General features: G+C 42.7%; 24 protein-coding genes and 2 pseudogenes. 12 read left to right on the top strand and 14 right to left on the bottom strand.

Going from position 1 to position 22,550, the window contains the following annotated elements; translation table 11 throughout:
• Positions 1–12 precede the first annotated feature (12 nt).
• The 3 genes and pseudogenes from FX988_RS03575 to FX988_RS03565 form a co-directional block, all read left to right on the top strand.
• Positions 13–1,101 carry a nuclear transport factor 2 family protein gene (locus FX988_RS03575; RefSeq protein WP_160178376.1) on the top strand — a complete coding sequence of 363 codons (1,089 nt, stop codon included), beginning with the start codon at positions 13–15 and terminating at the stop codon, positions 1,099–1,101.
• A gap of 2 nt (positions 1,102–1,103) precedes the next feature.
• Positions 1,104–1,991 (top strand): nuclear transport factor 2 family protein, encoded by an 888-nt coding sequence (locus FX988_RS03570; protein WP_160178375.1) that lies wholly within the window; start codon positions 1,104–1,106, stop codon positions 1,989–1,991.
• A gap of 162 nt (positions 1,992–2,153) precedes the next feature.
• Positions 2,154–2,357, top strand: a pseudogene (locus FX988_RS03565) (IS110 family transposase); the annotation flags it as partial.
• On the opposite strand, the gene FX988_RS03560 reads toward FX988_RS03565, so the two are convergent.
• The gene (locus FX988_RS03560; protein WP_160178374.1) at positions 2,358–2,831 is read right to left on the bottom strand and encodes a hypothetical protein; all 474 of its coding nucleotides are present in this window, start codon (positions 2,829–2,831) and stop codon (positions 2,358–2,360) included. It abuts the pseudogene before it with no gap.
• A gap of 340 nt (positions 2,832–3,171) precedes the next feature.
• Here FX988_RS03560 and FX988_RS03555 point away from each other — a divergent pair.
• Positions 3,172–4,103: pseudogene (locus FX988_RS03555) on the top strand (IS110 family transposase).
• A 33-nt stretch (positions 4,104–4,136) separates the two neighbouring features.
• Here the strand turns inward: FX988_RS03555 and FX988_RS03550 are convergent.
• Both FX988_RS03550 and FX988_RS03545 read right to left on the bottom strand, forming a co-directional pair.
• Positions 4,137–4,424, bottom strand: coding sequence for a type II toxin-antitoxin system RelE family toxin (locus tag FX988_RS03550; RefSeq protein WP_160178373.1), 288 nt, complete (start codon positions 4,422–4,424; stop codon positions 4,137–4,139).
• Positions 4,414–4,665, bottom strand: coding sequence for a type II toxin-antitoxin system Phd/YefM family antitoxin (locus FX988_RS03545; protein WP_160178372.1), 252 nt, complete (start codon positions 4,663–4,665; stop codon positions 4,414–4,416). Before FX988_RS03545 ends, FX988_RS03550 begins: the two co-directional genes overlap by 11 nt.
• A gap of 899 nt (positions 4,666–5,564) precedes the next feature.
• Between FX988_RS03545 and FX988_RS03540 the strand changes: the two genes are divergently transcribed.
• Positions 5,565–6,164, top strand: a complete 600-nt coding sequence (locus FX988_RS03540) for a hypothetical protein (protein ID WP_160178371.1) — start codon at positions 5,565–5,567, stop codon at positions 6,162–6,164.
• A gap of 258 nt (positions 6,165–6,422) precedes the next feature.
• Here FX988_RS03540 and FX988_RS03535 read toward each other — a convergent pair whose 3' ends face one another.
• From FX988_RS03535 to FX988_RS03505, 6 genes are all read right to left on the bottom strand, one after another.
• Positions 6,423–7,406 (bottom strand): transposase, encoded by a 984-nt coding sequence (locus FX988_RS03535; protein ID WP_160178370.1) that lies wholly within the window; start codon positions 7,404–7,406, stop codon positions 6,423–6,425.
• A gap of 268 nt (positions 7,407–7,674) precedes the next feature.
• Complete coding sequence (locus FX988_RS03525) at positions 7,675–8,646, bottom strand: alpha/beta hydrolase (protein WP_201751629.1); 972 nt, start codon at positions 8,644–8,646, stop codon at positions 7,675–7,677.
• 88 nt (positions 8,647–8,734) lie between these two features.
• The gene (locus tag FX988_RS03520) at positions 8,735–9,751 is read right to left on the bottom strand and encodes a haloalkane dehalogenase (RefSeq protein ID WP_160178369.1); all 1,017 of its coding nucleotides are present in this window, start codon (positions 9,749–9,751) and stop codon (positions 8,735–8,737) included.
• 78 nt (positions 9,752–9,829) lie between these two features.
• Positions 9,830–10,792: a hypothetical protein gene (locus FX988_RS03515; RefSeq protein WP_160178368.1), complete on the bottom strand. Its 963-nt coding sequence runs from the start codon at positions 10,790–10,792 to the stop codon at positions 9,830–9,832.
• Between the two features lie 31 nt (positions 10,793–10,823).
• Positions 10,824–11,378, bottom strand: coding sequence for a carboxymuconolactone decarboxylase family protein (locus FX988_RS03510; protein WP_160178367.1), 555 nt, complete (start codon positions 11,376–11,378; stop codon positions 10,824–10,826).
• Between the two features lie 30 nt (positions 11,379–11,408).
• Complete coding sequence (locus FX988_RS03505; RefSeq protein ID WP_160178366.1) at positions 11,409–12,068, bottom strand: DsbA family oxidoreductase; 660 nt, start codon at positions 12,066–12,068, stop codon at positions 11,409–11,411.
• 249 nt (positions 12,069–12,317) lie between these two features.
• Between FX988_RS03505 and FX988_RS03500 the strand changes: the two genes are divergently transcribed.
• Entirely contained in the window at positions 12,318–13,280 is a 963-nt protein-coding gene (locus FX988_RS03500) for a LysR family transcriptional regulator (RefSeq protein WP_160178365.1), read from the top strand.
• 210 nt (positions 13,281–13,490) lie between these two features.
• On the opposite strand, the gene FX988_RS03495 is transcribed toward FX988_RS03500, so the two are convergent.
• Genes FX988_RS03495 through hisD form a run of 4 tightly spaced genes read right to left on the bottom strand, consistent with a single transcriptional unit; the run spans position 13,491 to position 17,230 of the window.
• Entirely contained in the window at positions 13,491–14,237 is a 747-nt protein-coding gene (locus FX988_RS03495) for an HpcH/HpaI aldolase family protein (RefSeq protein ID WP_160178364.1), read from the bottom strand.
• Complete coding sequence (locus FX988_RS03490) at positions 14,230–14,937, bottom strand: alpha/beta fold hydrolase (RefSeq protein WP_160178363.1); 708 nt, start codon at positions 14,935–14,937, stop codon at positions 14,230–14,232. The genes FX988_RS03495 and FX988_RS03490 overlap by 8 nt, the downstream gene beginning before the upstream one ends.
• Complete coding sequence (locus FX988_RS03485; RefSeq protein ID WP_160178362.1) at positions 14,930–15,952, bottom strand: LacI family DNA-binding transcriptional regulator; 1,023 nt, start codon at positions 15,950–15,952, stop codon at positions 14,930–14,932. Before FX988_RS03485 ends, FX988_RS03490 begins: the two co-directional genes overlap by 8 nt.
• Positions 15,953–17,230 carry a histidinol dehydrogenase gene (gene hisD / locus FX988_RS03480; RefSeq protein WP_160178361.1) on the bottom strand — a complete coding sequence of 426 codons (1,278 nt, stop codon included), beginning with the start codon at positions 17,228–17,230 and terminating at the stop codon, positions 15,953–15,955.
• Between the two features lie 121 nt (positions 17,231–17,351).
• Between hisD and FX988_RS03475 the strand changes: the two genes are divergently transcribed.
• From FX988_RS03475 to FX988_RS03450, 6 genes are all read left to right on the top strand, one after another.
• Positions 17,352–18,092, top strand: a complete 741-nt coding sequence (locus tag FX988_RS03475; protein ID WP_160178360.1) for an SDR family NAD(P)-dependent oxidoreductase — start codon at positions 17,352–17,354, stop codon at positions 18,090–18,092.
• A gap of 15 nt (positions 18,093–18,107) precedes the next feature.
• Positions 18,108–19,106 (top strand): cupin domain-containing protein, encoded by a 999-nt coding sequence (locus tag FX988_RS03470; RefSeq protein WP_160178359.1) that lies wholly within the window; start codon positions 18,108–18,110, stop codon positions 19,104–19,106.
• 16 nt (positions 19,107–19,122) lie between these two features.
• Positions 19,123–20,139, top strand: coding sequence for an ester cyclase (locus FX988_RS03465; protein WP_160178358.1), 1,017 nt, complete (start codon positions 19,123–19,125; stop codon positions 20,137–20,139).
• 215 nt (positions 20,140–20,354) lie between these two features.
• Positions 20,355–20,771, top strand: a complete 417-nt coding sequence (locus FX988_RS03460) for an ester cyclase (protein WP_160178357.1) — start codon at positions 20,355–20,357, stop codon at positions 20,769–20,771.
• 479 nt (positions 20,772–21,250) lie between these two features.
• Positions 21,251–21,511 (top strand): hypothetical protein, encoded by a 261-nt coding sequence (locus tag FX988_RS03455; protein WP_008306036.1) that lies wholly within the window; start codon positions 21,251–21,253, stop codon positions 21,509–21,511.
• 158 nt (positions 21,512–21,669) lie between these two features.
• Positions 21,670–22,158, top strand: a complete 489-nt coding sequence (locus FX988_RS03450; RefSeq protein ID WP_160178356.1) for a hypothetical protein — start codon at positions 21,670–21,672, stop codon at positions 22,156–22,158.
• A 29-nt stretch (positions 22,159–22,187) separates the two neighbouring features.
• Here FX988_RS03450 and FX988_RS03445 read toward each other — a convergent pair whose 3' ends face one another.
• Positions 22,188–22,544 (bottom strand): DUF1428 domain-containing protein, encoded by a 357-nt coding sequence (locus tag FX988_RS03445; RefSeq protein WP_160178355.1) that lies wholly within the window; start codon positions 22,542–22,544, stop codon positions 22,188–22,190.
• Positions 22,545–22,550: the final 6 nt, after the last annotated feature.

Raw genomic sequence — 22,550 nt, 5'->3', positions numbered from 1 at the left:
GAGGAAGATTCTATGAGCGAAACGTCCATCGCAAAAACGGTGTATTGGCAGCCTCTGCATGACATGCTGGACCCTGCACGAAGTAAAACGCAAACCTTAGCGGGTTTTGACCAAGAGTTTGTCGATTTAGCAGACTATATATTGCGTATTACCCATCGTATTTGGGAACAAAAAAACATTGGGGCTTGTTACGATTATTATGCGAAATTCTGCCCTGTTCATACGCTAGGAGGGTACGCAGACAGCGTAGATGTGGTAGTACAAAATACGCTGAAAACCATCGCTGCGTTCCCAGATAGATCGCTAATTGGAGAAGATGTGATTTTCCGCGAAGAAGGTAATGAGGTGTATTATTCATCGCACCGTATTACCAGTATTATGACCAACAAGGGCCCATCTGAATTCGGTGCTCCTACAGGTAAAACGGGCCGTGTGACCACCATTGCCGACTGTATGTGTAAAGACAATAAAATCTTTTATGAATGGTTGATGCGAGACAACAGTTTTCTTATTGCGCAGCTAGGGATTTCTCTTGATGACGCGGCAGCTTTTCAGGCTAGCTCGCCACTCTCCCATACCTTTACCCAATGGATAAATGAAGAATATAGCCGCACCGCTGCAAATCAGGCATCCCTCGGGGAAGACTTATCTGAACAAGATAAACCGTGGGGTAATTTTGCCAAGTCTTGGGCAGAAAATCTCTTTAATAAACGTATGTTTAATCAACTGTCAGATTTTTATAAACCTAATGCCGCTGTGCAATGGCCTGGAGGACGTCAAGCTACCGGGAATGCGGCTATCAGCGGCATGTTGATCAAATGGTTAGCCAGTTGCCCCGATGCAAATATGGTAGTTGACCACGTTTGTGTCACCCATTATGAGCAAAACCGTGTTCATGTCGCAGTGCGCTGGGGCGTAGCGGGGCATTACAATGCCACTGACGCCAAATACGTACAGTTTAATCAGCAACCTCATTACATCTTGGGAGCCTCTCATTTTGAAATTGAAGATGGACGCATTGCTAGAGAGTGGACCGTATTTGATGAAGTTGCTGCACTGGCAAACCTTATGCGAAAACTACCAAATGAGGCGGAGGCATAAGCATGCTAAGTACCATTCAACAATTGTTAGAAAAACGAGATACCAAAACCTTAACCCATGCTCTTATTCATTCAAGCCGCTGGTTGTTAGGGGAAAGGTTGCATTATGGCCCGGTGCAACAGCGGGGGTTAATGGCACATTGGCTAGACATAATGAGCCGCTCGGGCAGTATTGAACAATGTGCAACCTTGCACAGTGGCGATATTGATGCTGGTTTATTTTGTTTTAACTCAACGTCGAGCAAAGCGTATTTCATTACGATGTGTGAACACAGTGACGGCGCAATAAAGCAGTTGCTTCAATGGGTCGATAGTGCCTCTTTAGCCAAACATTACAACACTGATGAAAATGAAACAGGCTCGACTAGCAGCACATCAATGGATTTTTGGCCCGAGCCCGATCCTCTGCAACTAAGTGAATTTGACCCGCAACTTCATCAGTACACTACCCACGCGGGCATTAACGATGTGCTGTGTGGCAACTCGAGCGATGCTATCCAAACCATGCTGACTGATTGGTGGCAGATATGGCAAGGCTTCGACTCTGCAGGAATCGAAGGTGTTTACGCACAGCTTAGTCACTTAAGTATTAATAGTACTGTGATAAATGATGCGGGCACTATACGGTCTTCTATAGCTTCTTGGCTTACCCAACTAGAAGGAACGCTACAGCGCCGTTACAGCCAGCTAGAGCAAATAGTGGCAGATGAGAATAGTGCATTGGTGAGGTGGCGTATAGATGCGGATATTAAGTCAGGTAATGGTCTTGTGCGGGTGCGTTTACCCATTGTTACTATGCTGACGTTTACGAAAGGCAAGATTGAAAATGAATATTGGGTGATTGACTCACTCGCATTCGAAAAGCGGTTTGGCATACCACTGCCTTTCTAAACCGTAAATTATAGCTGTCGTTTAAGCTTCTGTATCCAACGTTTGATACGTTGGGCTTTTGCGCCTCTCAGTGTGTAGAGGCGCTTTTTTTGGGGGAAGTTTAAAGACTAACGCCGCCCCAAGCGGTAAGTCATATTTAGCGAAAAACTGCTGTAATCCCCCCATAAAGTCAGAACAGTTTTGTAGATGGCGATGATGTCAGCAATACAAAGTCACCCCGTATTCAAGGAAATTTATCAACGATTAGTCCCAACGGGTAAGCCTAAAAAAGTGGCTATTATTGCCTGCATTAGAAAGATGGTTGTTATCTTAAATTCAATGCTAAGAGACGGGGTCATGTGGGAAGCACCAAAGGCTGCAAATTAGCTATTGACGCCATAGTCTCTTGTATGGCTTCGATATCAAAGCCTTGTAATCGAACGGATTTTTAATAAAACCCAATATTAATATTGCAGCGAAAAAAATGCTTTTACCAATTTCAATAGTAAACAGTATCGGCTCTGAAGAATAAGTTATTAACCCATGATGACGAGTGTACGTTGTGCCTTCAAAGTAAGCTTCATATAGGTCATTATAGGGAATGTAAAACAACCCAACACACCATAGCCTGATAATGAAATGTACAATTTTACCATCTGTTTTGGTAACAATAGGCACAGTGGGTTTTTCTATACTTTTTTCTTGAATTGGGTTTTCTTCATTTACGACAACGGGTTGACTTTTTAGTAATTCTGATTCAATAGTTTTAAACCGTTCAGGGTAACTAGCTCTGTCAATTGAGCCCATAGCTTCTTCTAGTTCAGCAGTAGAATAATTCTTATAATCGGGTTCAATACTCATAATTTATTTAGAAGCCTAACGCTTCACTAATAACGAAACAGTAAGTTGGGCTGGTTGTAGCGTTGTTTGCAAGAACCGGTACATCTCTGTTTTGACTTTATTAAGTGACTTGTATGGATAATAACTCAGGTAAATCATCCTGATTTTAATCGGGGTGAGGTAAAGTGAGACCCAAGCTTTAGCTGCAACTAAAGCCTTCTTTTGTGGTAGTTCGATTGAGCGATGGCTCCTCAGTTGAGAGACCGATAACAAGAAAGAACGCCACAAAGGACTCCAAGCAAAACACTCGAATAGTCTACTGGGTCTCAACCCGCATTATGCAAGCAAGAGTTAGCTTATTATGAATACAAAAACAAATCAAAGCGTTAACGTGGGTGTCGATACGGGCAAGTTTCAATTAGATATTTACATCCGCCCTCTCGATATTTATTTCACCGTTTCGAATGATGAAAAAGGCATTAAAGAAGCCATAAAAATAATCAAACAACACGCACCTGGGCTAGGCGCATTATTATTGAAGCAACAGGCCGTTTTGCTAATTTACCCTTCGTTGTTGCCAATCCTATTCACATTAAACGCTTTGCTGGGGCGATAGGTCAGCGGGCTAAAACAGACAAACTAGATGCTCAACTGATTGCGCATTACGGTGAGGCTATTCAGCCTAAATTATCTCAACTAAAACCAGATACCATGCAGGCTATGAGTGATTTAGTTGCAAGGCGAAATCAATTGCTCGTCATGCAAACGATGGAAAAAAACCGCCTGCAAATTCTACCAAAAGAACTCGTTATGACCATCAAACCTATTCTCACCGTCTTTAAAAATCAGATAACCAAAATTGAAAATAAAATCGTCGCGCTCATAGAATCTTGCCCTGATTATCAAGCGAAAAACTGCATCTTACAGAGCATGAAAGGAATCGGAAAAATAGCCTCCGCTTCCATCATCAGTAACTTGCCAGAGTTAGGTTACATGACTAAAAAACAAGCCTCTGCATTAGTCGGTGTAGCACCCATGAATCGAGAAAGTGGGCGCTATAAGGGATTGCGGAAAATCCAAGGTGGCAGACATCAAGTCAGAACCGTTTTGTACATGGCGATGATGTCAGCAATACAAAGTAACCCCGTATTCAAGGAAACTTATCAACGATTAGTCGCAGCGGGTAAGCCTAAGAAAGTCGCTATTATTGCCTGCATTAGAAAGATGGTTGTTATCTTAAATTCAATGCTCAGAGACGGGGTCATGTGGGAAGCGCCAAAGGCTACAAATTAGCTATTGACGCCATAGTCTCTTGTTATATCGCGATTACACCAAGCGAGATGCCAACTTTTTATATATAGCATTTTTATCTCGCTTTCCTATAGTCAATACATAAATTACGATCTCCTTATCGACTACTTCATAAGCTAACCGATAACCTGCAGTCCGTAATTTAATTTTATAGACCGAATCATAACCTCTCAACTTAGCAGACGGCACATGAGGATTTTCCAACCTCTCAGCAAGTTTATTTTTAAATTGCTTTTTAAGAGGTTCCGCTAGTTTATCCCATTCTTTTTTAGCCGCAGGGAGAAATTTTAATTTATAGGTCATCTAAATTAACTTCAATAGCTTTTGATAAATCACCGCGACGCTCATCAACAATTTTCGCTAACTCATAATCATCAACTACATCCATTAACCACTCATAGGTTTCAGCAGGAACTAAATATGCGGCAGGCTTATTGTGATTTAATATCGCAATTGCAGAACCATCGGCTTCAGTAAGTAAAGCCGTTGGATTTTTTTTAAGCTCAGAAATACTTGCTGAAAAGTCAGCTAGAACTTGTCTCATACAAATCACCAATTAAGTGTTAAATTTAGTACTTATTTTAGACCTAATTATAATTTTAAGCCAGAACTTAATTTAGCGATATAACACTAAGCTAAGGGGCACAAATATGGCGCTAAACTCCGAAGGAGCGCCATGTTTGTGTCCCTCTTGAGCGCCTTGTGTACGCCCAGCATGGGCATGAACTAATGAGCGAAGGCCGCCTCGGATGAAAGTCCTCTGTAGGAAGGTCACCGTTAACTTAACTTACTGTTATTAAACGTTAACTACTAGCGAATGGCAAGGGCCAAACCGCGAGGTTTGGTCTGGAGGAAGCAAATCTGCGATCTGATGAACAAGAACATTATATGAGGCGTAGGCTGAAGGTGAGTTGGCACAAGACGACGAAACCACGTGATCTAACGGCCACCGTAAATGATGCAGCAGTGCAGAGACAGTTCATGCTCTTATCTGTGGTGGGACTGGCCTTCCAGAGATCTGCTTAACAAGCGATCGGTAAATAACCAGTGAGGCTCTGTTATACAAGTGCCTTGGCGTTTCAGTGTCATCGGCTGAATAGAGCAAATAGATGAAAACCGATAGCGCATAGCGGCGTAAACCGCAGTGTGACTAAGCAGACGGCAGCGTAGCTAAACGCCCATGGTTATAGATGTGTAGTGGTCAATGAAACGTATAGCGATATATATCTTTCTTTTCTTCTTATATGAGAGCAATCATTTGTGTTCCGCTAGGCGGTAGAACTGTAATGATTTTATCTCGAGGGCAAACTGCAACATGTATATCAAGTACTATCAAAAAAAATTGCAAGAACAAATAACAGTTGGCTTTTGCCACTTCGTCGCTTATTTTAGCCGATAATTATTTGTTTCTTAGTAAGGCGTTGGTTCAAAAAAGGAGTAAAATTGGATCCTTTAACCATAATTATTTGGGTTTGTGTGGTTGTATTTATACTCACAGCATTCCTGACTCTTTTGCATATTTCAGGTATATATCAATTACCCGATCCAGAACATGGGAAAGTACTGTTTAAAGCGCTTGTTGTGGAAATTGTAGTGATATCCGTTGCGGCTTTTGGTGCTTATTTAGGAGGCTTTAATCAAAATAATACTTCTTCTGACAGAGAAGATAGCTCTATTAGCTTAGACTGGGAAAATAGACTTGAAATAGTGGATGGTATAGAGAAAGGTTGTATATATTTTCAGAATGATAGCTCCTTAATGTTCCCGAGTAAGCTTCCTAAAATTGCCGAAGAAAATATGAAACTAAAACTTGAAACAATGACGTTTGGGAAATTATTAATATCTGGGTACGGTGACCCTGGACACCCTAAAAGTTTTTCCGCTCATGTAGGTATGATTAGAGCGAGAGCAGTTGCTGACTACCTGATAAACAATGGTGCATCGGCTGAAGATATTACTACTATGGCTTACGGTGAGTTTCGGCGAAACTTATACGTCCACCCTTTTGTGTGTGGAGTGATTGTGAATAGACAGGAAAACTAACAATGTGGAGCCTGTAACAGATACTGTGTAACTGCGAATATACAAGCACCCAACTTTAAAATCATATAAAAAGCTCGTTTTCTTAGAGGGGTGTAGTGATTAAATGATCCTAAACAAGCGTTAAAGTACTTTGGAGTTTAAGGATCGGGGATTTTTACTAGAAAAGTGAGCGTTGAGAAAGGAAACGGCGCGCAAAGTTAGCTTTTAAGCAAGCGCCAAGGCTACAGTGTATGCATGAGTAATGTTAGTTGAAACGATTTAAGCGCGCTTTAACAGTGCTTTTGCTTTGCTCATTCCTCGTATTCGTTGATGATGGGTGTGGCGCTTGAACGCATTCATCATTTGCTCCGCGCCAGCAGCGTAGCAGAAGTGTTTTTCAAACTCGGTAGTTAAGGTTAACCACTGAGCAGAGTCTAGTCCCAATCTTTGTAGAATAGGGTTGTGAGTATTATTGATATGACCCGCCTTGTCATCACGAATGCACCGACCTGTGGTATCAATGAGCTCACAATAGTCTTTGAGCGAATGCGCAATACCTTTTGGCATATCTTCACGAGGATTACCTACAAAGGGCATCAAAACGCTTGGTTGTGATTGTTGGTTTTTAACGGCGTGAATGCGTTTTTTAATGCTGGTGTGCTTTGACGTTTCAGGTGTTTTTGCCATTTTTGCGCGAATGGGGTTTAAATCTACATAGGCCATGCACGCTAAGACTGCACTTTCATCTAGTAACGCTTGGGACTTAAATCGCCCTTCCCAAAAACGACCGGTGCAGCCATCTTCTTTATTGGCTTGACGAGCAATGTACTCATTCAAATCACGCATAAACCAGCTTATGTCGTAAAGACGTTTTCGATAGGTTTCAACGGTTTCATCAAAGGTGATTAGCTCTGCTTGGCTAAGCGTATCGCCGTTAACAAACTTCTGAGTCAGCAATGTGCCTCTGTGTAGCTTGTGGTAGCGCCTCAACACTTCATCGCTATCCCACTTATCCGCCATTGATTGATTTACACATAGCACCACATGCGTGTGATTATTCATGACTGCATAGGCACAAATGTCTATTGCGAATACGGTCGCTAGAAATAATAAACGCTCTTCTAACCAGCCTCGGCGATGCTCGTAACTTTGCCCAGTAAGCTGGTTCGAACCACATAAATAAGATTGGCGAACGCAGCGGGACACGCAATGGTAATAAGGCGTATCGATTAAACTGATTTGGCTTTTTCGAGATTGAGGCATAGCTCATCCACTTGATAAACATATAACACGAATTAAGTGTAGTTCAGCCTTGAAAATTGACCATTTTTATCATGGGTGTCTCTGCTTTCTTTCTCTGGTCCAGCGACTGTTGCTGTGGCGTAGTCCTATTCCGTCTTGTGGGCTTTTAATACGCGGAAGGTTTCTTCTATTTACATTAGTCTTGCATAAAGGGGAAACCAGCTGTTTTGAGTTATGTTCATCGTTTTCGGGAAGATCGATAAGAGCATTAGTACGCTTCAAAATTTGTCTATGTTACGTACTTATCATAATATTCAGCATACGAATCATAGGTAAATTTAACGGCGTCTTGTGAAATTTTAGCCTTTGGAACATACGCATCAAAGCCATGATAACAGCCTTCATATAATTTAAATGTTACATCAATACCTTCTTTTTCAAGCGCTTCTACGTAAGCAATAGTTTCATCTTTAAAAGGTTCTAAATCGCCGACAAAGGTGATGGTTGGAGGAAAATCCTTATAGTCCTTATTTCTAAATGCAGCAGCGTATTTTGGAGTGTCTAAACCTTGCTTCTTTATATCAGCAAGGTAAGCATCCCATCCTTTTTTATTAGATGCTGTATTCCAAACAGGTACTGAAATCATTTCCTGCGCTGAGCATGTACTTTGTGAATCATCTATCATTGGATAAAAAGGCATTTGAAAAGCAATATCTATGTCCTTTGTATCTCTTGCCTTTAATGTTACTGCTGCCGTTAGGCCACCACCGCCGCTATGTCCTGCAACCATAAACTTATCCTGATAAATTCCCAACTCATCGGCATGTTCCTTTGCCCATAACAAGGTTTCATAACAGTCATTAAATGCAGCAGGATATGGTGCATCTAAAGACTTTCTGTATGCCGGAGCTATCACTACACAAGGTCTTTTTTCTATAAATTGTTTGATAATATTAAGGTTAGGCCCCATTTCAGGGCTGCCTAGTATATAGCCGCCACCATGAATATATTCCAAACAAGGCAATTTTCCTTCCACATTAAGTGGCTTGAAAATTCTCACCCTAATGTCTGGTCCACCACTTTTACTTGGAATATACCTTTGCTCATTGTACATATCGTCTATAAGCTTACCATTAGAGAATCTAGCCATAAAATTCATCAGCTTGATGCCCCAGTTTTTACTTGCGATATAAGGTAGTACTTTAAAGGGCATGTAAAGTGATCTTAACTCTTCATTCGCTAAATGTTTCATGCTTTTCATATTAGTTTTCCAATAGCGCACTAAAACTTGTGCGCTAAAACAGTGATAGAAATTAACCGAGCTTTAGTACTAATAACGGTATGAAAACCTACTTATTGATACGACGATACCAGTCATGTATTGCACGCCCGATGGCATAGGGCTGGTCTTCTTGCACATAGTGAATACCATTACCAATGTATGTAATTTGGATGTTTTTAGCGCGTTTCTCCCAATAATCAGCCGCTTCTGGCGGATTCTGAGAGCCCGGTGTGGCGTAAAGATACAACCAAGGGATTTCAGTTTCTTCCAGCCATTTGTTATAAGCGCTGATCACTTTTTCCGTAGCTGCTGGCTCACCATTAATTGGCAACTCTTTTGGCCATTGATAAACCTGAATGCGTGATTTTTCAGTGGGAAAAGGTTTCAAGTATTCTTCATGTGCTGCTTTATCTAGCGGACGAACAATGGCTGCAGGTACCGCAACTTTTAGGAACCAATTGTCTTCAATAACCATCTTGCGACCCACATCTTCACTACGAATCATTTTCGAAAATTTTGCTTTGTGTTTTGGATAATCTTCCCAGGTTTTTGCTGGTAGCAACGGCGCCATTAACGCTTCCATTGTAACAATGCCTTTAATATTGTCGGGATGCTGCCGCGCATAATGTAAGCCAAGACCAGAGCCCCAATCGTGAACGACAAGCGTTATATTTTTTAGATCAAGCTTTTTAACGAATGCTTCGAAATAAGGGTATTGATCGCCAAACGTGTAATCCATCTCAGGTTGATCTGATTTTCCGAAGCCAATATTATCCGGCGCAATTAATCGGCCTTGCCCTTCTAAGTGAGGCATGACATTACGCCACAAATACGATGACGTTGGCTCTCCATGTAAAAATAAAATCGGATCGCCTTCACCAACGTCAATGTAAGCCATTTTTGAACCAAGAATATCGACGTATTCATGGGTATATTTTGTTGTCGAGGGGATGTCCATTGGCGCAACCTTGTATCCTTTGTAATAATTCTGTTCTTGAGACTTTATTTCTTGAGCATTCGCAAATGCTCCTATTGTGGCTATAAAGGCAGTAGCGGCCAGTATGCTGGATAATAGACTTTTCATATTCATTTTCTCTTTTGTAATGTTAAACAGGAGTTATCTGCTTCTGAGATTGCTTAGTACAACGACTTCTGATTTGATTTATTTAATTGTAACCAGAAGCACTTCGACCAAATCTTTTTTACCAAAGTAGATATTTCCGTCGTTGATCATGACAAAACGGCTGTCTTGATTTAGGGGGTAGGGTGCAATGGCAGTTGCACCACCAGCGCCATCTGCAACTATGGTGGTTATTTCGCCACTAATTGATAGCGATTTGACGGTTTCACCATGTGTTGTAAAGAGTATCGATCCATCTTCTCTCACCCAGAAATCGTCAATCATTCCAACTTTCGCCAACAGCTCTGGTTTGCCTTGTGGCTTGCCATCGTTCCCTATTCTAATAAGGGACAGCGTGCCTTTGGACGTATTAGATACAATGAGTCCATCAGATCTAAGTTTTACGCCGTTAGCACCTGGAATAAACATCTTCTGATCAGCAAGTGGAGAAAGCGATTCGTCTTGTATCCATGAACTAATTTCTTGCGTTTTTGGGTTAACTTGCCAAATATTGCCCGATAGTGAATCAACCGCGAGGATTACGTTATTACCAAGCCTGACCATACCGTTCAAATACATGACTTGAGGCGCATCAAATTGTCCAGTTTGCTTGCCATTTTTATCAAGCAGGATAAATTGTTGGGAGCCTACTACGTTCTCTCCAAGTAAGAGAGATTTACCAGAGGCCGCAACTAGGTAGCCTCCATCAATCGAAATAAGGCTCAACGGGTAAGCAGACAGTGTCGAAAATGTTTTCGTCTGCCCACTTTGTTCCATCACTTCAATTGACTTTGTGGGGTAGTTGGTAAAAAGTAATCTACCATCTTGTTGAACTTCTAAGTTTTCAAGAAAATTACCATGCGGATATGTTGTCAGCACTTCAATGGTTGCTGATTCATCGGTTTTTTGTGGCTTTGCCTTAGCGAGTGCTAAGTTTGACACCGATATGCCTGCTGCTACGGTCATCACCGTAGCAGCAATCGAGAGTGTCTTCGATATAGTCATGTTTAATCTCTCTTTAATAATCAACTCGGTATTACGCTTTTTTGACCCAAGAAAATTTTTGGAAAGGTTTGTCCACGGGCGTTTTTGCGATGTGATTCACATAATTACTGATCACTTTTTGAGACACGCCAAGAATAATCTCTAATAATTGACGCTGAGCATAACCCGCAGCAAAGAAAGCGCTAACGTCATCATCTGAAACATTGCCTCGATTGCGAACAACAGTCAGTGTCATATCCTGGAGCGCTTGAAGTTTAGGGGTTGGCATTTTATCTTGATTTCTTAATGCTTCGGTCAATGCAGGGTCGACTTTCATCATGTTTGCAATTCCCGTATGGGCAGGAACACAATACGTGCAATTGTGTTCAACGTTAATGGTTTGCCAAACTACGGTGAGTTCTTCTTTGTTGAATGAGGTATTCGTAAAAAGTTTTCCCAGCTCTTGATAGGCGATAAGCAGTTCTGGCACTTCTGCCATTATTCCATGTAAATTAGCGATCATACCGTTGGTTTTTAGCGAAGCTTCTAGTATTGCTTTACTTTTTTTCGGTGCTGATTCTACGTTATGTATTGTAAATTCGGTCATGTTGATACCTCTTAAAATTTGGTTAATGGTTTATGCGGTTAGTGAGTACGATGAAACGAGTTCAGTTAAAATTTGCTTATACGCTTCAATCGTTCTAGAACCGTTAACGACAAGTTCGTTGTTAAAAATCATTGTAGGAACGACGGTAATTCCGAGGCTATGCCAGTGTGATACTTTATTAGCAATACGATTTTGAGTGTCTTGGTCGTCCAGTATTTTAGAAATATTAGGCACTTTCACACCCGTATCTATAAGCAACTGCTCAAGCACTTTTCTGTCAGAGATATCCTTTTGCTCAGTAAAGAAGGCGTTAAACAACTTTTCCTTAAGTTCAGTTTGCTCTTTAGTGCCTTTTAAAAAGTCCAGTAGCGTATGCGCATCTCGCGTGTTCAAGACACGTGAATTGTCAGTAAAGTTGAAGGTAAACCCTGCCTCATTTCCTAGTTGGGTAATATTGGCTCTATTTAAGTCGCCTTCTTGCTTGGTTCTTCCGTATTTACGCGTTCCATAATCGTAAATATTTTCACCTTCCAAAGGCATTTCTGGATTCAAGAAAAATGGCTGCCATTCAATATGGACTTCTTCTACTAAGTTTAACTTCGCGATGGCTTGCTTTAGTCGCGTGTAGCCAATTGCACACCAAGGGCAAACAGCGTCAGACACAAAATCAATTTTAATCTGCTTATTCATATACCGATTACTCCGCTGTGAATCATTGTTGATGGCTAGAATTATGCGTGTTCTCCGTTAATAGATAATCATGTGTTTTACCCCATGATTGTGGATATATTTGCCGCAATCATTGCAGCAATAAACCTTCAATGATAACGTCAAGTGCTCATGTGGCTTATAATATATGGCTTGTATCATTCTTCAGATAATTCAAGAAAATATTATGTTGTCAGGAATAACTACAATAATGGTGGAGTAAGGGGGTTTATGGATATTGCAACTAGGCTTGATCTATTTTTGGATGTTGTCCGTCAAGGGTCATATACCAAGGCCGCTGAGTTAAGGCTCATGGATAGATCTTCATTATCAAAGCAAATTAAAATGCTAGAGAGCGAGCTAGGCACTCGTTTGCTTAACCGCTCCACCCGTTCGCTGTCGCTCACTGAGGCAGGAAAAGAAGTATTGAAGCAAGCGGAGTCCGTTAGGCAAACGATTTCTGATACGCACCGTATTGTTGAGTCGTTTCATGAAAAACCGAAAGGGTTACTGCGAATAACCTGTCCGACATTATTTGGTAAGTTGTATGTACAAAAAGCAATAAAAATATTTATGCAAAGATACCCAGATACTGATGTTCAACTCGATCTCAGTAACAAAGTATTGAATGTCATCGAAGACAGGTATGACATAGCTTTTCGAATTGGAGATATGCAAGATTCAAATTTAGTTGCCAGAAAGATAGCTGACAATCACATTGCTATTTTAGCTTCTAAATCATTCATTGAACGACATGGTATGCCTGAAACGCCTGAAGACTTGATTAAGTTACCCGCGGTTTTTTTCTCTAGTGGAGGACTTGTCGTCAATAAAATTCCTATCGGAAAAGACCCTAAAAGTGGTGAATTCAAACTGTGGGAATTTAAAGGAAGATATAGAGTCAATGAACAAGAACTTGTTCTTGACTCGGTAAAGTCTGGGCAAGGTTTTGGCGTACTCGCACTCTATATGTTGGGTGACAATATTAAGAAATTTGATTTGGTGCCTTTACTAACAAATTATGCATTGCCAGAATCATTTGGTGCGCTTTATGCGGTTTACCCACACAGAAGTCCGACACCACTGGTCAATAAATTTCTAGATACATTCAGAGAAACAATAGGAGTACGCCCTGTCTGGGAAAGCTATATTGATAACTATGAAAACTATTACAATAAAACGGGTAAGAGTTAAATTAATGACCTCCTTTACGCCGATTTACACCCATAACAAGCACACATTCAATCCCCTGGGATTTTTACCGTTCTTCTTTACGCTTTAATATTTTTCGTAAATATCAGGCTAAGGAGCCTAGTTATTAAGGGCCTGCAATTTCTATGATAAAAGCGACCTATATAAAGGGTATCCTTTTAACACTTGCATCATCAGCATAAATTCAAGTACTTACGCTTTATCAAAGGTCTCGCGCAGTGCTTTTGCACCACTTAACATAAAACCATGATCTGAACTCAGTAAAAACAAAGACACGCCTTTTTCTTTCCAATAGGCCAATTCATTTAAATTGCCCACGAACATGCCTGTGGCTTTCCCGGCTTTGTGACTTACTTCAACTAAATGCTCGACGGCTTGCTTAACCGCTAAGGCATCAGCACTGGTTTCGCCAAGCGCTACGGTTAAATCCATTCGCCCGATAAACAAACAATCAACACCTTCAACTTGTGCAATTTCTTCGATATTTTCAATAGCGTCTAAATCTTCAAGCTGTGCCACGATAGAAACGTTTTTACTGGCTTCTAAATTTTTACCTAGGGGCTTGGTTGTATAGCCTGCAAATCGGCTTGATCCCGCATAGCCTCTGCCGCCAGCGCCATAGTGACAATGCTTTACAATCGCGTTTAATTGCTCGGCGGTTTTAACATGAGGCACAACAACGCCATCCGCACCCATGTCTAACACATTAAGAAGCGTCTCTGGCGCGTCGTTTGGCGTTCTTACTAACACTGGCATTTTACCTGCCCGTGCAGCAAGGATGCAGGTGTCTAAGTCATGTCGAGAGAAAGGAGCGTGCTCTGCATCTAAACACAATGTGTCCATAGCCGTATGGGCAAGCACTTCAACTACATTGTAGTGAGGGGTTTTTATGAAGGTGCCTAACAGGCTTTGTTTATTTTTAAGCTGCTGCTTAAGCATGGGCGGCGCCTCCAAAAAAGTTATATAGGTGTAGATTTACTTTATCGCTTTGTTCAAGCGGAGCAAAATGGCCTGCGTGTTTAATTAATACCAACTCACTGTTTGCTGCTAACTGATGCATTCGTTGTTGCTCTGTCGGTGGGCAAAGCACGTCGTCACAGCCTCCCATAATCAACATACGGTGACTGCAATTGGCTAACAACTCACTCGCGTCCGGTCTTGTGGCAAGTATCTCTAACTGCGCTTTGTAGCGCGCAATGCCAGTATCTTTAGCCATTTTCGCTATCAAACCCATGATTTCATCATTGGGTGAGCTTAAGTAAACGGAGCTGAAATAGTCGTGTATTAACCTATCTAAGCCATGCTCAACAGCATAGTTCAGGTGCTCGTTTCTTACTGTTCGGCCTTGGGGTTTATCGGCGTGTGCGTTGCTGTCTAATAGCGCTATTCTGTCAATTCGCTCAGGGCAGCGAGTTAAAAGCTCAAATGCGACCATGCCTCCCATGGAAAAGGCACAGATGCTAAACTGCTCGTGGGCTGCAAAAAGACTAAGGGCGTGCTCAGCCACATGGTTTAGGTTGTCGTGTTCGCCATATTCTAAGGTAATACAGCGATGACCAGCATTAGTCAGGGTCGTAATTTGGTTCGAAAAAACGGCACTGTTACAAAGGGTTCCGGGTAAAAATAATAAGTTAGTCATTGTCTCTTGGGGCGGCGGCAACCGAATTACCTTCTATGAGCTTACCCGGCCAATAGCGTGTTTCTGGCGGTACCTCGGGTGTCTCAATCAGGTTAATTAAGGTTTCTACTGCTGCTTTTGTCATAAAATAGGTTGGCTGACTAACGGTAGTCAGCTGGTAGCTGTGCCAAGACGAGGCACTGATACCATCAAACCCAACAACTGAAATATCTTCTGGCACCCGCAGGCCCAAATTTTCTCGAATTTCATCAATAGCACCGATCGCCATTGTGTCGTTGGAACATATAATTGCAGTAGGAAGTGGGTTGTTTTGTACGTAGGCACTTAAACTGTCTCTGGCAGAGTCATAGCTGTAGTCACCGTAAATTACTGTGGTGTCAGTGAAACCATGGGCCAGTAACGCATTTCTTGCACCACTTAATCGGGCGCGCGCGACGTCAGAATCCTTCGGCCCAGCCATGATTAAAAAGTGTTGGTGGTGATGGCTAACCAAAATATCAACCAACATACGAAGTCCTTGGTCGTGGTTACAACACACTGAGCTCACGCTGTGGTCTGGAAGCTCGCGGTTGTATAACACAACGGGGATATTGTGCTTGGCGAACTGTGTCACACTGTCAGGCTCAAAGTGCGCGGTTAGCGCTACTACGCCATCGACTTGGTAAGCGAATATTTGCTCAATAACCGTTTCTAACTGATCAGCATCATCGAGGGTAAATAGAAGTACCCGCTTATTTTTACCAGCAATGTGCTTATTTAGCTGTGCTAACACTTCGGGAAAGTTCACATTCGCTCGCGAAGAGATGATCACGGCCACCATACCCGTGCTTCGATTAATCAGCATGCGTGCAATGGCATTGGGCTTATAACCTAACTCTTCAGCGGCTTTGAGTACCTTTTCTCGGGTTTTTTTAGACACACTAACGCCTGGGCGGTACACCCGCGACACTGCCGATTGTGAAACTCCTGCTGCATGGGCAACGTCATACGACGTTACCCTATTTTTTTTATTCAATTATTTTTTTCCATAACGACGTAACCGAATGTCAGCCTGTTCTTTATGACCTGCAAAACCTTCAATAGCACATAAGCGTGAGCAGTATTCGCCAACCATGACTGACGCTTCTTCTGTAACACGCTGATATGTACAGGTTTTCAAGAACTTACCAACCCATAGACCTCCAGTATAGCGACCTGCGCCCTTCGTGGGTAGAGTATGATTTGTTCCAATGCATTTATCACCGTAAGAAACGTTCGTTTCAGGCCCTAAGAACAACGCACCGAAGTTGCGCATGTTTTTCTGAAAGTAGGGGACGTCTTTGGTCATTATCTGAACGTGCTCAAATGCCAAATCGTTTGCGACTTGTAACATTTCGTCGTAGGTGTCGCACACAATAACTTCGCCATAATCACGCCACGCCACAGAGGCAACATCAGCGGTCGGCAAAACTGTTAGTTGGCGCTCTACTTCAGCCATGGTCTCTTTTCCGAGTTGCTCACTATTCGTTAGGAGTACCGCTGGAGAGTTAAGGCCATGCTCAGCTTGACCGAGTAAATCTGCTGCGCACAATTCGCCATCAACACTGTCATCAGCAATAACCAGCGTTTCTGTCGGCCCAGCAAATAAATCGATACCAATGCGCCCGAACAATTGGCGCTTGGCCTCTGCTACAAACGCATTACCTGGCCCTACAATCATACTGACTGGCTCAATGGTATCGGTCCCGACCGCCATAGCAGCAATGGCTTGTACACCACCAAAGGTATAGATCTCATCAGCCCCGGCTAAGTCCATCGCGACAATTACTGCGGGAGAAGGTTTACCTTGAAATGGAGGAGTAGCAGCCACAACGCGTTTAACCCCAGCCACTTTCGCCGTCACAATACTCATGTGCGCTGAGGCAACTAACGGGTATTTTCCACCAGGTACATAGCAGCCTACGCTGTCTACTGGAATATTCTTATGGCCCAGTACAACACCAGGAAGCGTTTCAACTTCCACATCCTTCATTGACTCACGCTGAATGGTGGCAAAATTGCGAACTTGCTTCTGCGCCCATTTGATATCGTTTATCTCTTGTTCGCTAAGTTGTTCATAACACGCGTCTATTTCTTCTTTAGTTAATCTAAAAGACTCCGGAGTCCATTTGTCGAATTGCCCAGAATACTCTGATACAGCGGCATCTCCGCGCGTCTCAATATCGCTAATTATATTTTCTACTATTACTTTAACCTTCTGATTATCAATTGCTTTTTCGTCTTCTTGCTTGCCTTTTTTCAAATGTTTGATCATGGTTTATTCCTCTACATTAGTGAATGGGGTGTTACATTAATCGTACAAATATTTAGCTTGATTTTTACGGAGAATTACATAAAAATGACTTCGAATGCAATTATTATTTTTGAGGTGATATATGGCTTTCTCTCATGACTTATTACAAGACAAGACCATTTTGATCACAGGTGCGGGTAAGGGTATTGGCAGAGCGTGTGCATTGCTCGCTGATAAGTGCGGTGCAACTGTGATAGCGGTAGCGCGCACCGAATCCGACCTTATTAGTTTGAAAAATGAGAGTTCACAGCGACTAAGCTACTGGGTGGCTGACGTACAAGACGAAGCGCTATATGAAAAGATTCGCACATTAGGGTCACTTCACGGACTCATTAATAATGCTGGAACTAATCGTGTCGCCCCCATGGCGGAGCAAAGCGATGAAAATATTGACGATATCTTGAATTTGAATGTTCGTTCGGCATACAAGGTTGCACAAGCAGCTATCACGCCCATGCTCAGCAGTGTTGCGCCTTCTATAGTGCACATGTCTTCTCAAATGGGATTTGTCGGTTCACCTGGGCGTACTCTTTATTGCTTAAGTAAGCACGCCATAGAAGGGTTGACCAAGGCAATGGCAGTTGAATTGGCACCTGATAACATTCGCGTAAATAGCGTAGCGCCAACATTCATCAAAACACCCATGACCGAACCCATGCTCAAAGAGCCGGCGTTTGCCGACATGGTCATGAACAATATTCCCCTGCAGCGTCTAGGTAGCGTCGAAGACGTGGCTAACGCGTGCATATTTCTACTTAGTGAGTTGTCTATGACTACCACGGGTAGTTGTCTTAAAGTCGATGGCGGTTGGACCGCCCAATAAATACGAGGTATCACTGTGTCAGTATTATCCGAACGTTTAGTCCGCTATGAAGAATTAATCCCGTGTCGCAATGCGTTTATTGATACGCGCTCGCCGGGCAGTGATCAAAAAGAAAACTTTACCATTATTGGCCCCGGGGTAGCCGAAAACCCAGATCAACACATTCACATCGCTATTCCCCACGGTTTTAACATAGGAGGAGCACGACAACCTCCTGGGTGTTTGAACTCACAGCACAGCCATTTAACGGAAGAAGTCTTTGTTGTATCGCAAGGCAGCTGGCACTTTTCGACAGGCGTAGATGGTTCCGACGCTGTAGTGCGTTTAGAAGAAGGCGATATCATATCGATCCCTATGGATTTATTTCGCGGCTTTGAAAATGTGGGGGAAGGGTCAGGGTATCTATATGCCGTATTAGGGCAGGATGACCCAGGCCGCGTACTTTGGGCACCACAAGTTTTCGACATGGCAAGCGATTACGGGTTAGTACTGCTTGAAAATGGAGGCCTAGTTGACACTACGTTAGGCCAGCAAATTCCTGACGGTGTGGCGCCAATGCCGAAGACTTCAGCTGAACAGATTGCCCAGCACCGGGTAATCGATGATAAAACCCTTGAACAGTGTGTAGTACGTGTCAGCGATTTCTCATTTAGCAATGACACCGCGCTCACGAAAGGCACTGATGTGTTAGAAGCGCCACTCATCGGCCCTGCAAGTCTTGATGAGAAGCTTGGCGAAACGAAATTGAACTGGTCACATGGTTTTTGTGTTCGTGCTCTGAAATTCAAGGCTGGCTCGTTCATCGCTGGCCATAAACGCCAAGAAGAAGAGGTGGTGTTTGTGCAAGAAGGCAGTATCAAGATGCACATTAATGGCGAAGCCCTAATTTTGGGCAAGGGCGACACATTTACTACGCCCATTGGTGCAACGCGTAGTTTCGCACAACACGGCGATGATACAGCATTAGTGTATGTTACCCGTCGGGGCGATACTGCAAAGGCCCCCGAGTTTTAAACTAGAAGGGATAGCGATGTCTACGTTTACAAATGTTCAACTAAAAAAGAAATTTTTACCTTTTCGACAAGCTCAGTACGATTTTGATTTAGAGGCGCTAAAAACACTAGGTGATGATCTTTTTTCACATGATGCAGCGATTAAGTTTTGTGTGCCTTTTGACGATCTGGTCGGTCACCGAGAAATGCTTGATACGGTATACGCGCCGCTTTTAGACGCGGTTCCCGATCTTGAGCGTAGAGACACCATTGTTATGGTGGGTGAAGACGATAAACAGCTTCGTTGGCTCGGATGCTGTGGTTACTACACGGGGCGTTTGGCAAAACCTTGGTTAGACATTCCAGCCACTGGCGACCAGATACACATGCGCTTTCACGAGTTTTATCGCTTCGACGGGGAAAAAATTGTCGAAGTACAGGCTATTTGGGATTTGCCTGAAGTGATGATGCAGGCAAAATGCTGGCCCTTTAGCCCAAGCTTAGGCACTGAGTGGCATGTACCAGGTCCCTCTACTCAAGATGGTATTCACTTTTTTGAACAAGACATGCCACTGACGGCGCAAAGTCATCAACTTGTGTTAGACATGCTAAATAGTCTAGGAAATTTTGCCGAAGGCGGCGTGAAAGCAATGAACCTCGACAAATATTGGCATGCTAAGTCAAATTGGTATGGCCCGTCAGGAATAGGTACCGGTCGCGGAATTCAAGGTTTTCGTAATACACACCAAGAAGCATTTTTAAACGGTATGCCGAATCGTGTGGGTGACCCAGCAAATGGCCATTTGTTTTCTGAGAACAACTATGTTGGATTTACCGGTTGGCCGGGTATGAGCATGACGATTTCAGGTGATGGCTGGCTTGGTATTGTACCTAACGATAAACCCATTACGATGCGCAGCTTAGATTTTTGGCGAAACGAGAATGGCATGATCCGTGAGAATTGGGTGTTGATAGACTTGCTTCACGTATACCGCCAATTGGGTGTCGATGTATTCGCGCGGGTAAAACAGTTGACTCGTAATAAATATCGATAGCGCCCGTTAGGGTTATTGAAACCATAAGGTCCTATTAAAAAACGAGTGGGGAAATATGGCTGATGCAGTTTCTTCTTTGAGTCATTGCGATCAATCCGCTTGATATCAAGTTAAGTACCATAGATTCGCCGAGCATCATTTTGACGTGTTTGTTTTTAAAATTTATATCGTCAACCACAGTACTAATGTTTAGATTCACTTAAGGAATTTACAAGATGAGTAATATTACCCAGACAGCCGAGTTGTTTTTTGATGCTTGTGAAACAGGAAAAGGCTGGGATGCGTGCAAAGCATATTGCCATCCTAATGCTACATTTTCTGCACAGGCAGGCGCTTTGTCTGATATAGGAGATGTAGAAAGTTACACAGCATGGATGCAGTGGCTTTTAACTGCGGTTCCCGATGGTCATTATGAATTGAAAAGCTTTTCAACGGACGAGAAGCGCAATTGTGTCACGGCTTTTGGTGTACTTCATGGTACTCAAACTGGTCCTAGTGGCGCAGGTGAGCCAACTGGTAACGTTATTGCGGCTGACTACGTTTATGCCATGCAATTTGAAGGTGGGTTAATAAGCCATGTGACAAAGATATGGAATGATTCAATTAGCCTTCAACAGCTAGGGTGGGCATAAGTGCCCATCAAGGTTTTATAGGTCAGCCAAACGACCAAATTTAGTTAATAGATAAACAGCAAATGGACCCTATGGTTGGTTTTTAGTCACCAATTTGCAGTCGTAGCGATATGCTGAACCTCGATTTTCATGGATGCCGCTCTGTCATTCAGGTCCGGTTTTATTCGATCGTGCGTTTGACGTATTCGAATAAATATACACTCAATTCAAAACCAAACAGGTCTTGTGTATTTAACCTAGCCCTTAGATGCTTTTTATTATCGCCGCGATAGTGGATTAGGTACTTATCCAGTGCGGCCCAAGTCATGCGAAGTTGGATATAGGGGTGGATGGGGTTTGGCCTGCAAACCTAGAATCTGCCTTTAGCGAAATGGTTAAACCAATGAAATATTTACTATTTATTTACCGCCTAAAGTGGTGAAATAGAAAATAGTACCCACATAAATCTGGGCTGTGCACTCATTAGAAAAGAGCATTAAATGAGAATTAAATTAATAGCTATCTTATTAACTTCAGTGATTTCATCGGGATGTGCTAGCACTTCAGACAAAGTAGCGAAGGACTTTTTCGATGGTGCTAATTCGAATGCGAAAAGCAGGCAGCTAGAAGAAGCTAACTCGGTATATAGCAAAAAGCGTGACTACAAAAATGAGGCAATAGAGGACTCTATGTCAGGAGTACTTACTGCTCTTTTTCGTGGCATATTTAGCTCAGGTAAAGCTAGCGATAATTCGTATTAGCCTGTTTGGGAATGTGTTTAACATATTCATAAACCACTTGTACCGCTTTTTGGCAGCCAATTGGCAAATAATACGCGCAATCAGGGCGACTTAGCTCACTTTATCACCCAGTGTTACGCTCGGTTGTTACTGCGCGGTGAGCAATTCAAGGAATGAAAATGTACATTAAATTAATGACAGGCTCAAAGCTTGGTAAATTTAAGCTTTGCACAACACTGTCGCTGCTTACCTTCGCCACTATGTTTGTGTGTATCAATACATACGCTGCAGATAGCGATATCGACGAAATCCATAAGTTAGTCTCGGGAAATTCTCTAAGGATCGTGAATTATGCCGGAGAGAGTATTATCTATTTTGATTCAGATGGCTCATTTAGCCACCTTGCTGTGCAAGGTGAAACGAGTCAGGGTAAATGGCGGACAACGAAAGATAGTATGTGCGCAACTGTACTTCCACAGCCATATAATCCACCCAAAGAGTTTTGCCTTTACCTTAAAGGTCGTAAATTCGGTGAAACTTGGACTGAAATAGATGAGCATAACGGGGAGATAAAGCGAACGTTGGTTAATGGGCATCCCCCTCAAAAGTATAAACAACGGGCTAAGTCATATAATTTTGAACAACGCGCTGTACATGGGCCTTATTGATCCTGCTAGTGGGTTAGTTAGGGCTTTTCTTATTCGTTTACCAGTACTTCAAAACCACCGTAAATCATACGCTTTCCATCAAATGGCATTGGCGCGGTCGCCGGGTCAAAGCGGGGATCGTCCATACATTTTTGCATGCCTTGGTCTCTGATTTCTTTTGACGGCCATGTTATCCAGGAAAACACGATAGTTTCATCGGCTTTCGCCTGTACAGCCATTGGAAATGACGTGACTTCGCCATCTGGTACATCGCTACCCCAGCACTCTGTACAGGAGATTGCCCCGTATTCTTGCTTAAAAATATTAATGCAGTACTTGGCGTATGCTTTGTACTCTTCTTTATTGGCGGTGGGGACTGCGACTACAAAACCATCGATATAAGACATATGTCA

Source organism: Paraglaciecola mesophila, assembly GCF_009906955.1.
GTDB classification, from domain to species: domain Bacteria; phylum Pseudomonadota; class Gammaproteobacteria; order Enterobacterales; family Alteromonadaceae; genus Paraglaciecola; species Paraglaciecola mesophila_A.
Note: the sequence above shows the minus strand (reverse complement) of the source record. Positions and strands in the feature narration are given on the sequence as shown.

Coding starts and splice junctions, on each gene's coding strand:
- FX988_RS03510 (WP_160178367.1), bottom strand. CDS start 11,378: ATGACCGAATTTACAATACATAACGTAGAATCAGCACCGAAAAAAAGT.
- FX988_RS03490 (WP_160178363.1), bottom strand. CDS start 14,937: ATGACTAACTTATTATTTTTACCCGGAACCCTTTGTAACAGTGCCGTT.
- FX988_RS03465 (WP_160178358.1), top strand. CDS start 19,123: ATGTCTACGTTTACAAATGTTCAACTAAAAAAGAAATTTTTACCTTTT.
- FX988_RS03520 (WP_160178369.1), bottom strand. CDS start 9,751: ATGAAAAGTCTATTATCCAGCATACTGGCCGCTACTGCCTTTATAGCC.
- FX988_RS03545 (WP_160178372.1), bottom strand. CDS start 4,665: ATGAGACAAGTTCTAGCTGACTTTTCAGCAAGTATTTCTGAGCTTAAA.
- FX988_RS03455 (WP_008306036.1), top strand. CDS start 21,251: ATGAGAATTAAATTAATAGCTATCTTATTAACTTCAGTGATTTCATCG.
- FX988_RS03495 (WP_160178364.1), bottom strand. CDS start 14,237: ATGCTTAAGCAGCAGCTTAAAAATAAACAAAGCCTGTTAGGCACCTTC.
- FX988_RS03460 (WP_160178357.1), top strand. CDS start 20,355: ATGAGTAATATTACCCAGACAGCCGAGTTGTTTTTTGATGCTTGTGAA.
- FX988_RS03475 (WP_160178360.1), top strand. CDS start 17,352: ATGGCTTTCTCTCATGACTTATTACAAGACAAGACCATTTTGATCACA.
- FX988_RS03535 (WP_160178370.1), bottom strand. CDS start 7,406: ATGCCTCAATCTCGAAAAAGCCAAATCAGTTTAATCGATACGCCTTAT.
- FX988_RS03570 (WP_160178375.1), top strand. CDS start 1,104: ATGCTAAGTACCATTCAACAATTGTTAGAAAAACGAGATACCAAAACC.
- FX988_RS03500 (WP_160178365.1), top strand. CDS start 12,318: ATGGATATTGCAACTAGGCTTGATCTATTTTTGGATGTTGTCCGTCAA.
- FX988_RS03515 (WP_160178368.1), bottom strand. CDS start 10,792: ATGACTATATCGAAGACACTCTCGATTGCTGCTACGGTGATGACCGTA.
- FX988_RS03560 (WP_160178374.1), bottom strand. CDS start 2,831: ATGAGTATTGAACCCGATTATAAGAATTATTCTACTGCTGAACTAGAA.
- FX988_RS03445 (WP_160178355.1), bottom strand. CDS start 22,544: ATGTCTTATATCGATGGTTTTGTAGTCGCAGTCCCCACCGCCAATAAA.
- FX988_RS03575 (WP_160178376.1), top strand. CDS start 13: ATGAGCGAAACGTCCATCGCAAAAACGGTGTATTGGCAGCCTCTGCAT.
- hisD (WP_160178361.1), bottom strand. CDS start 17,230: ATGATCAAACATTTGAAAAAAGGCAAGCAAGAAGACGAAAAAGCAATT.
- FX988_RS03525 (WP_201751629.1), bottom strand. CDS start 8,646: ATGAAAAGCATGAAACATTTAGCGAATGAAGAGTTAAGATCACTTTAC.
- FX988_RS03505 (WP_160178366.1), bottom strand. CDS start 12,068: ATGAATAAGCAGATTAAAATTGATTTTGTGTCTGACGCTGTTTGCCCT.
- FX988_RS03550 (WP_160178373.1), bottom strand. CDS start 4,424: ATGACCTATAAATTAAAATTTCTCCCTGCGGCTAAAAAAGAATGGGAT.
- FX988_RS03450 (WP_160178356.1), top strand. CDS start 21,670: ATGTACATTAAATTAATGACAGGCTCAAAGCTTGGTAAATTTAAGCTT.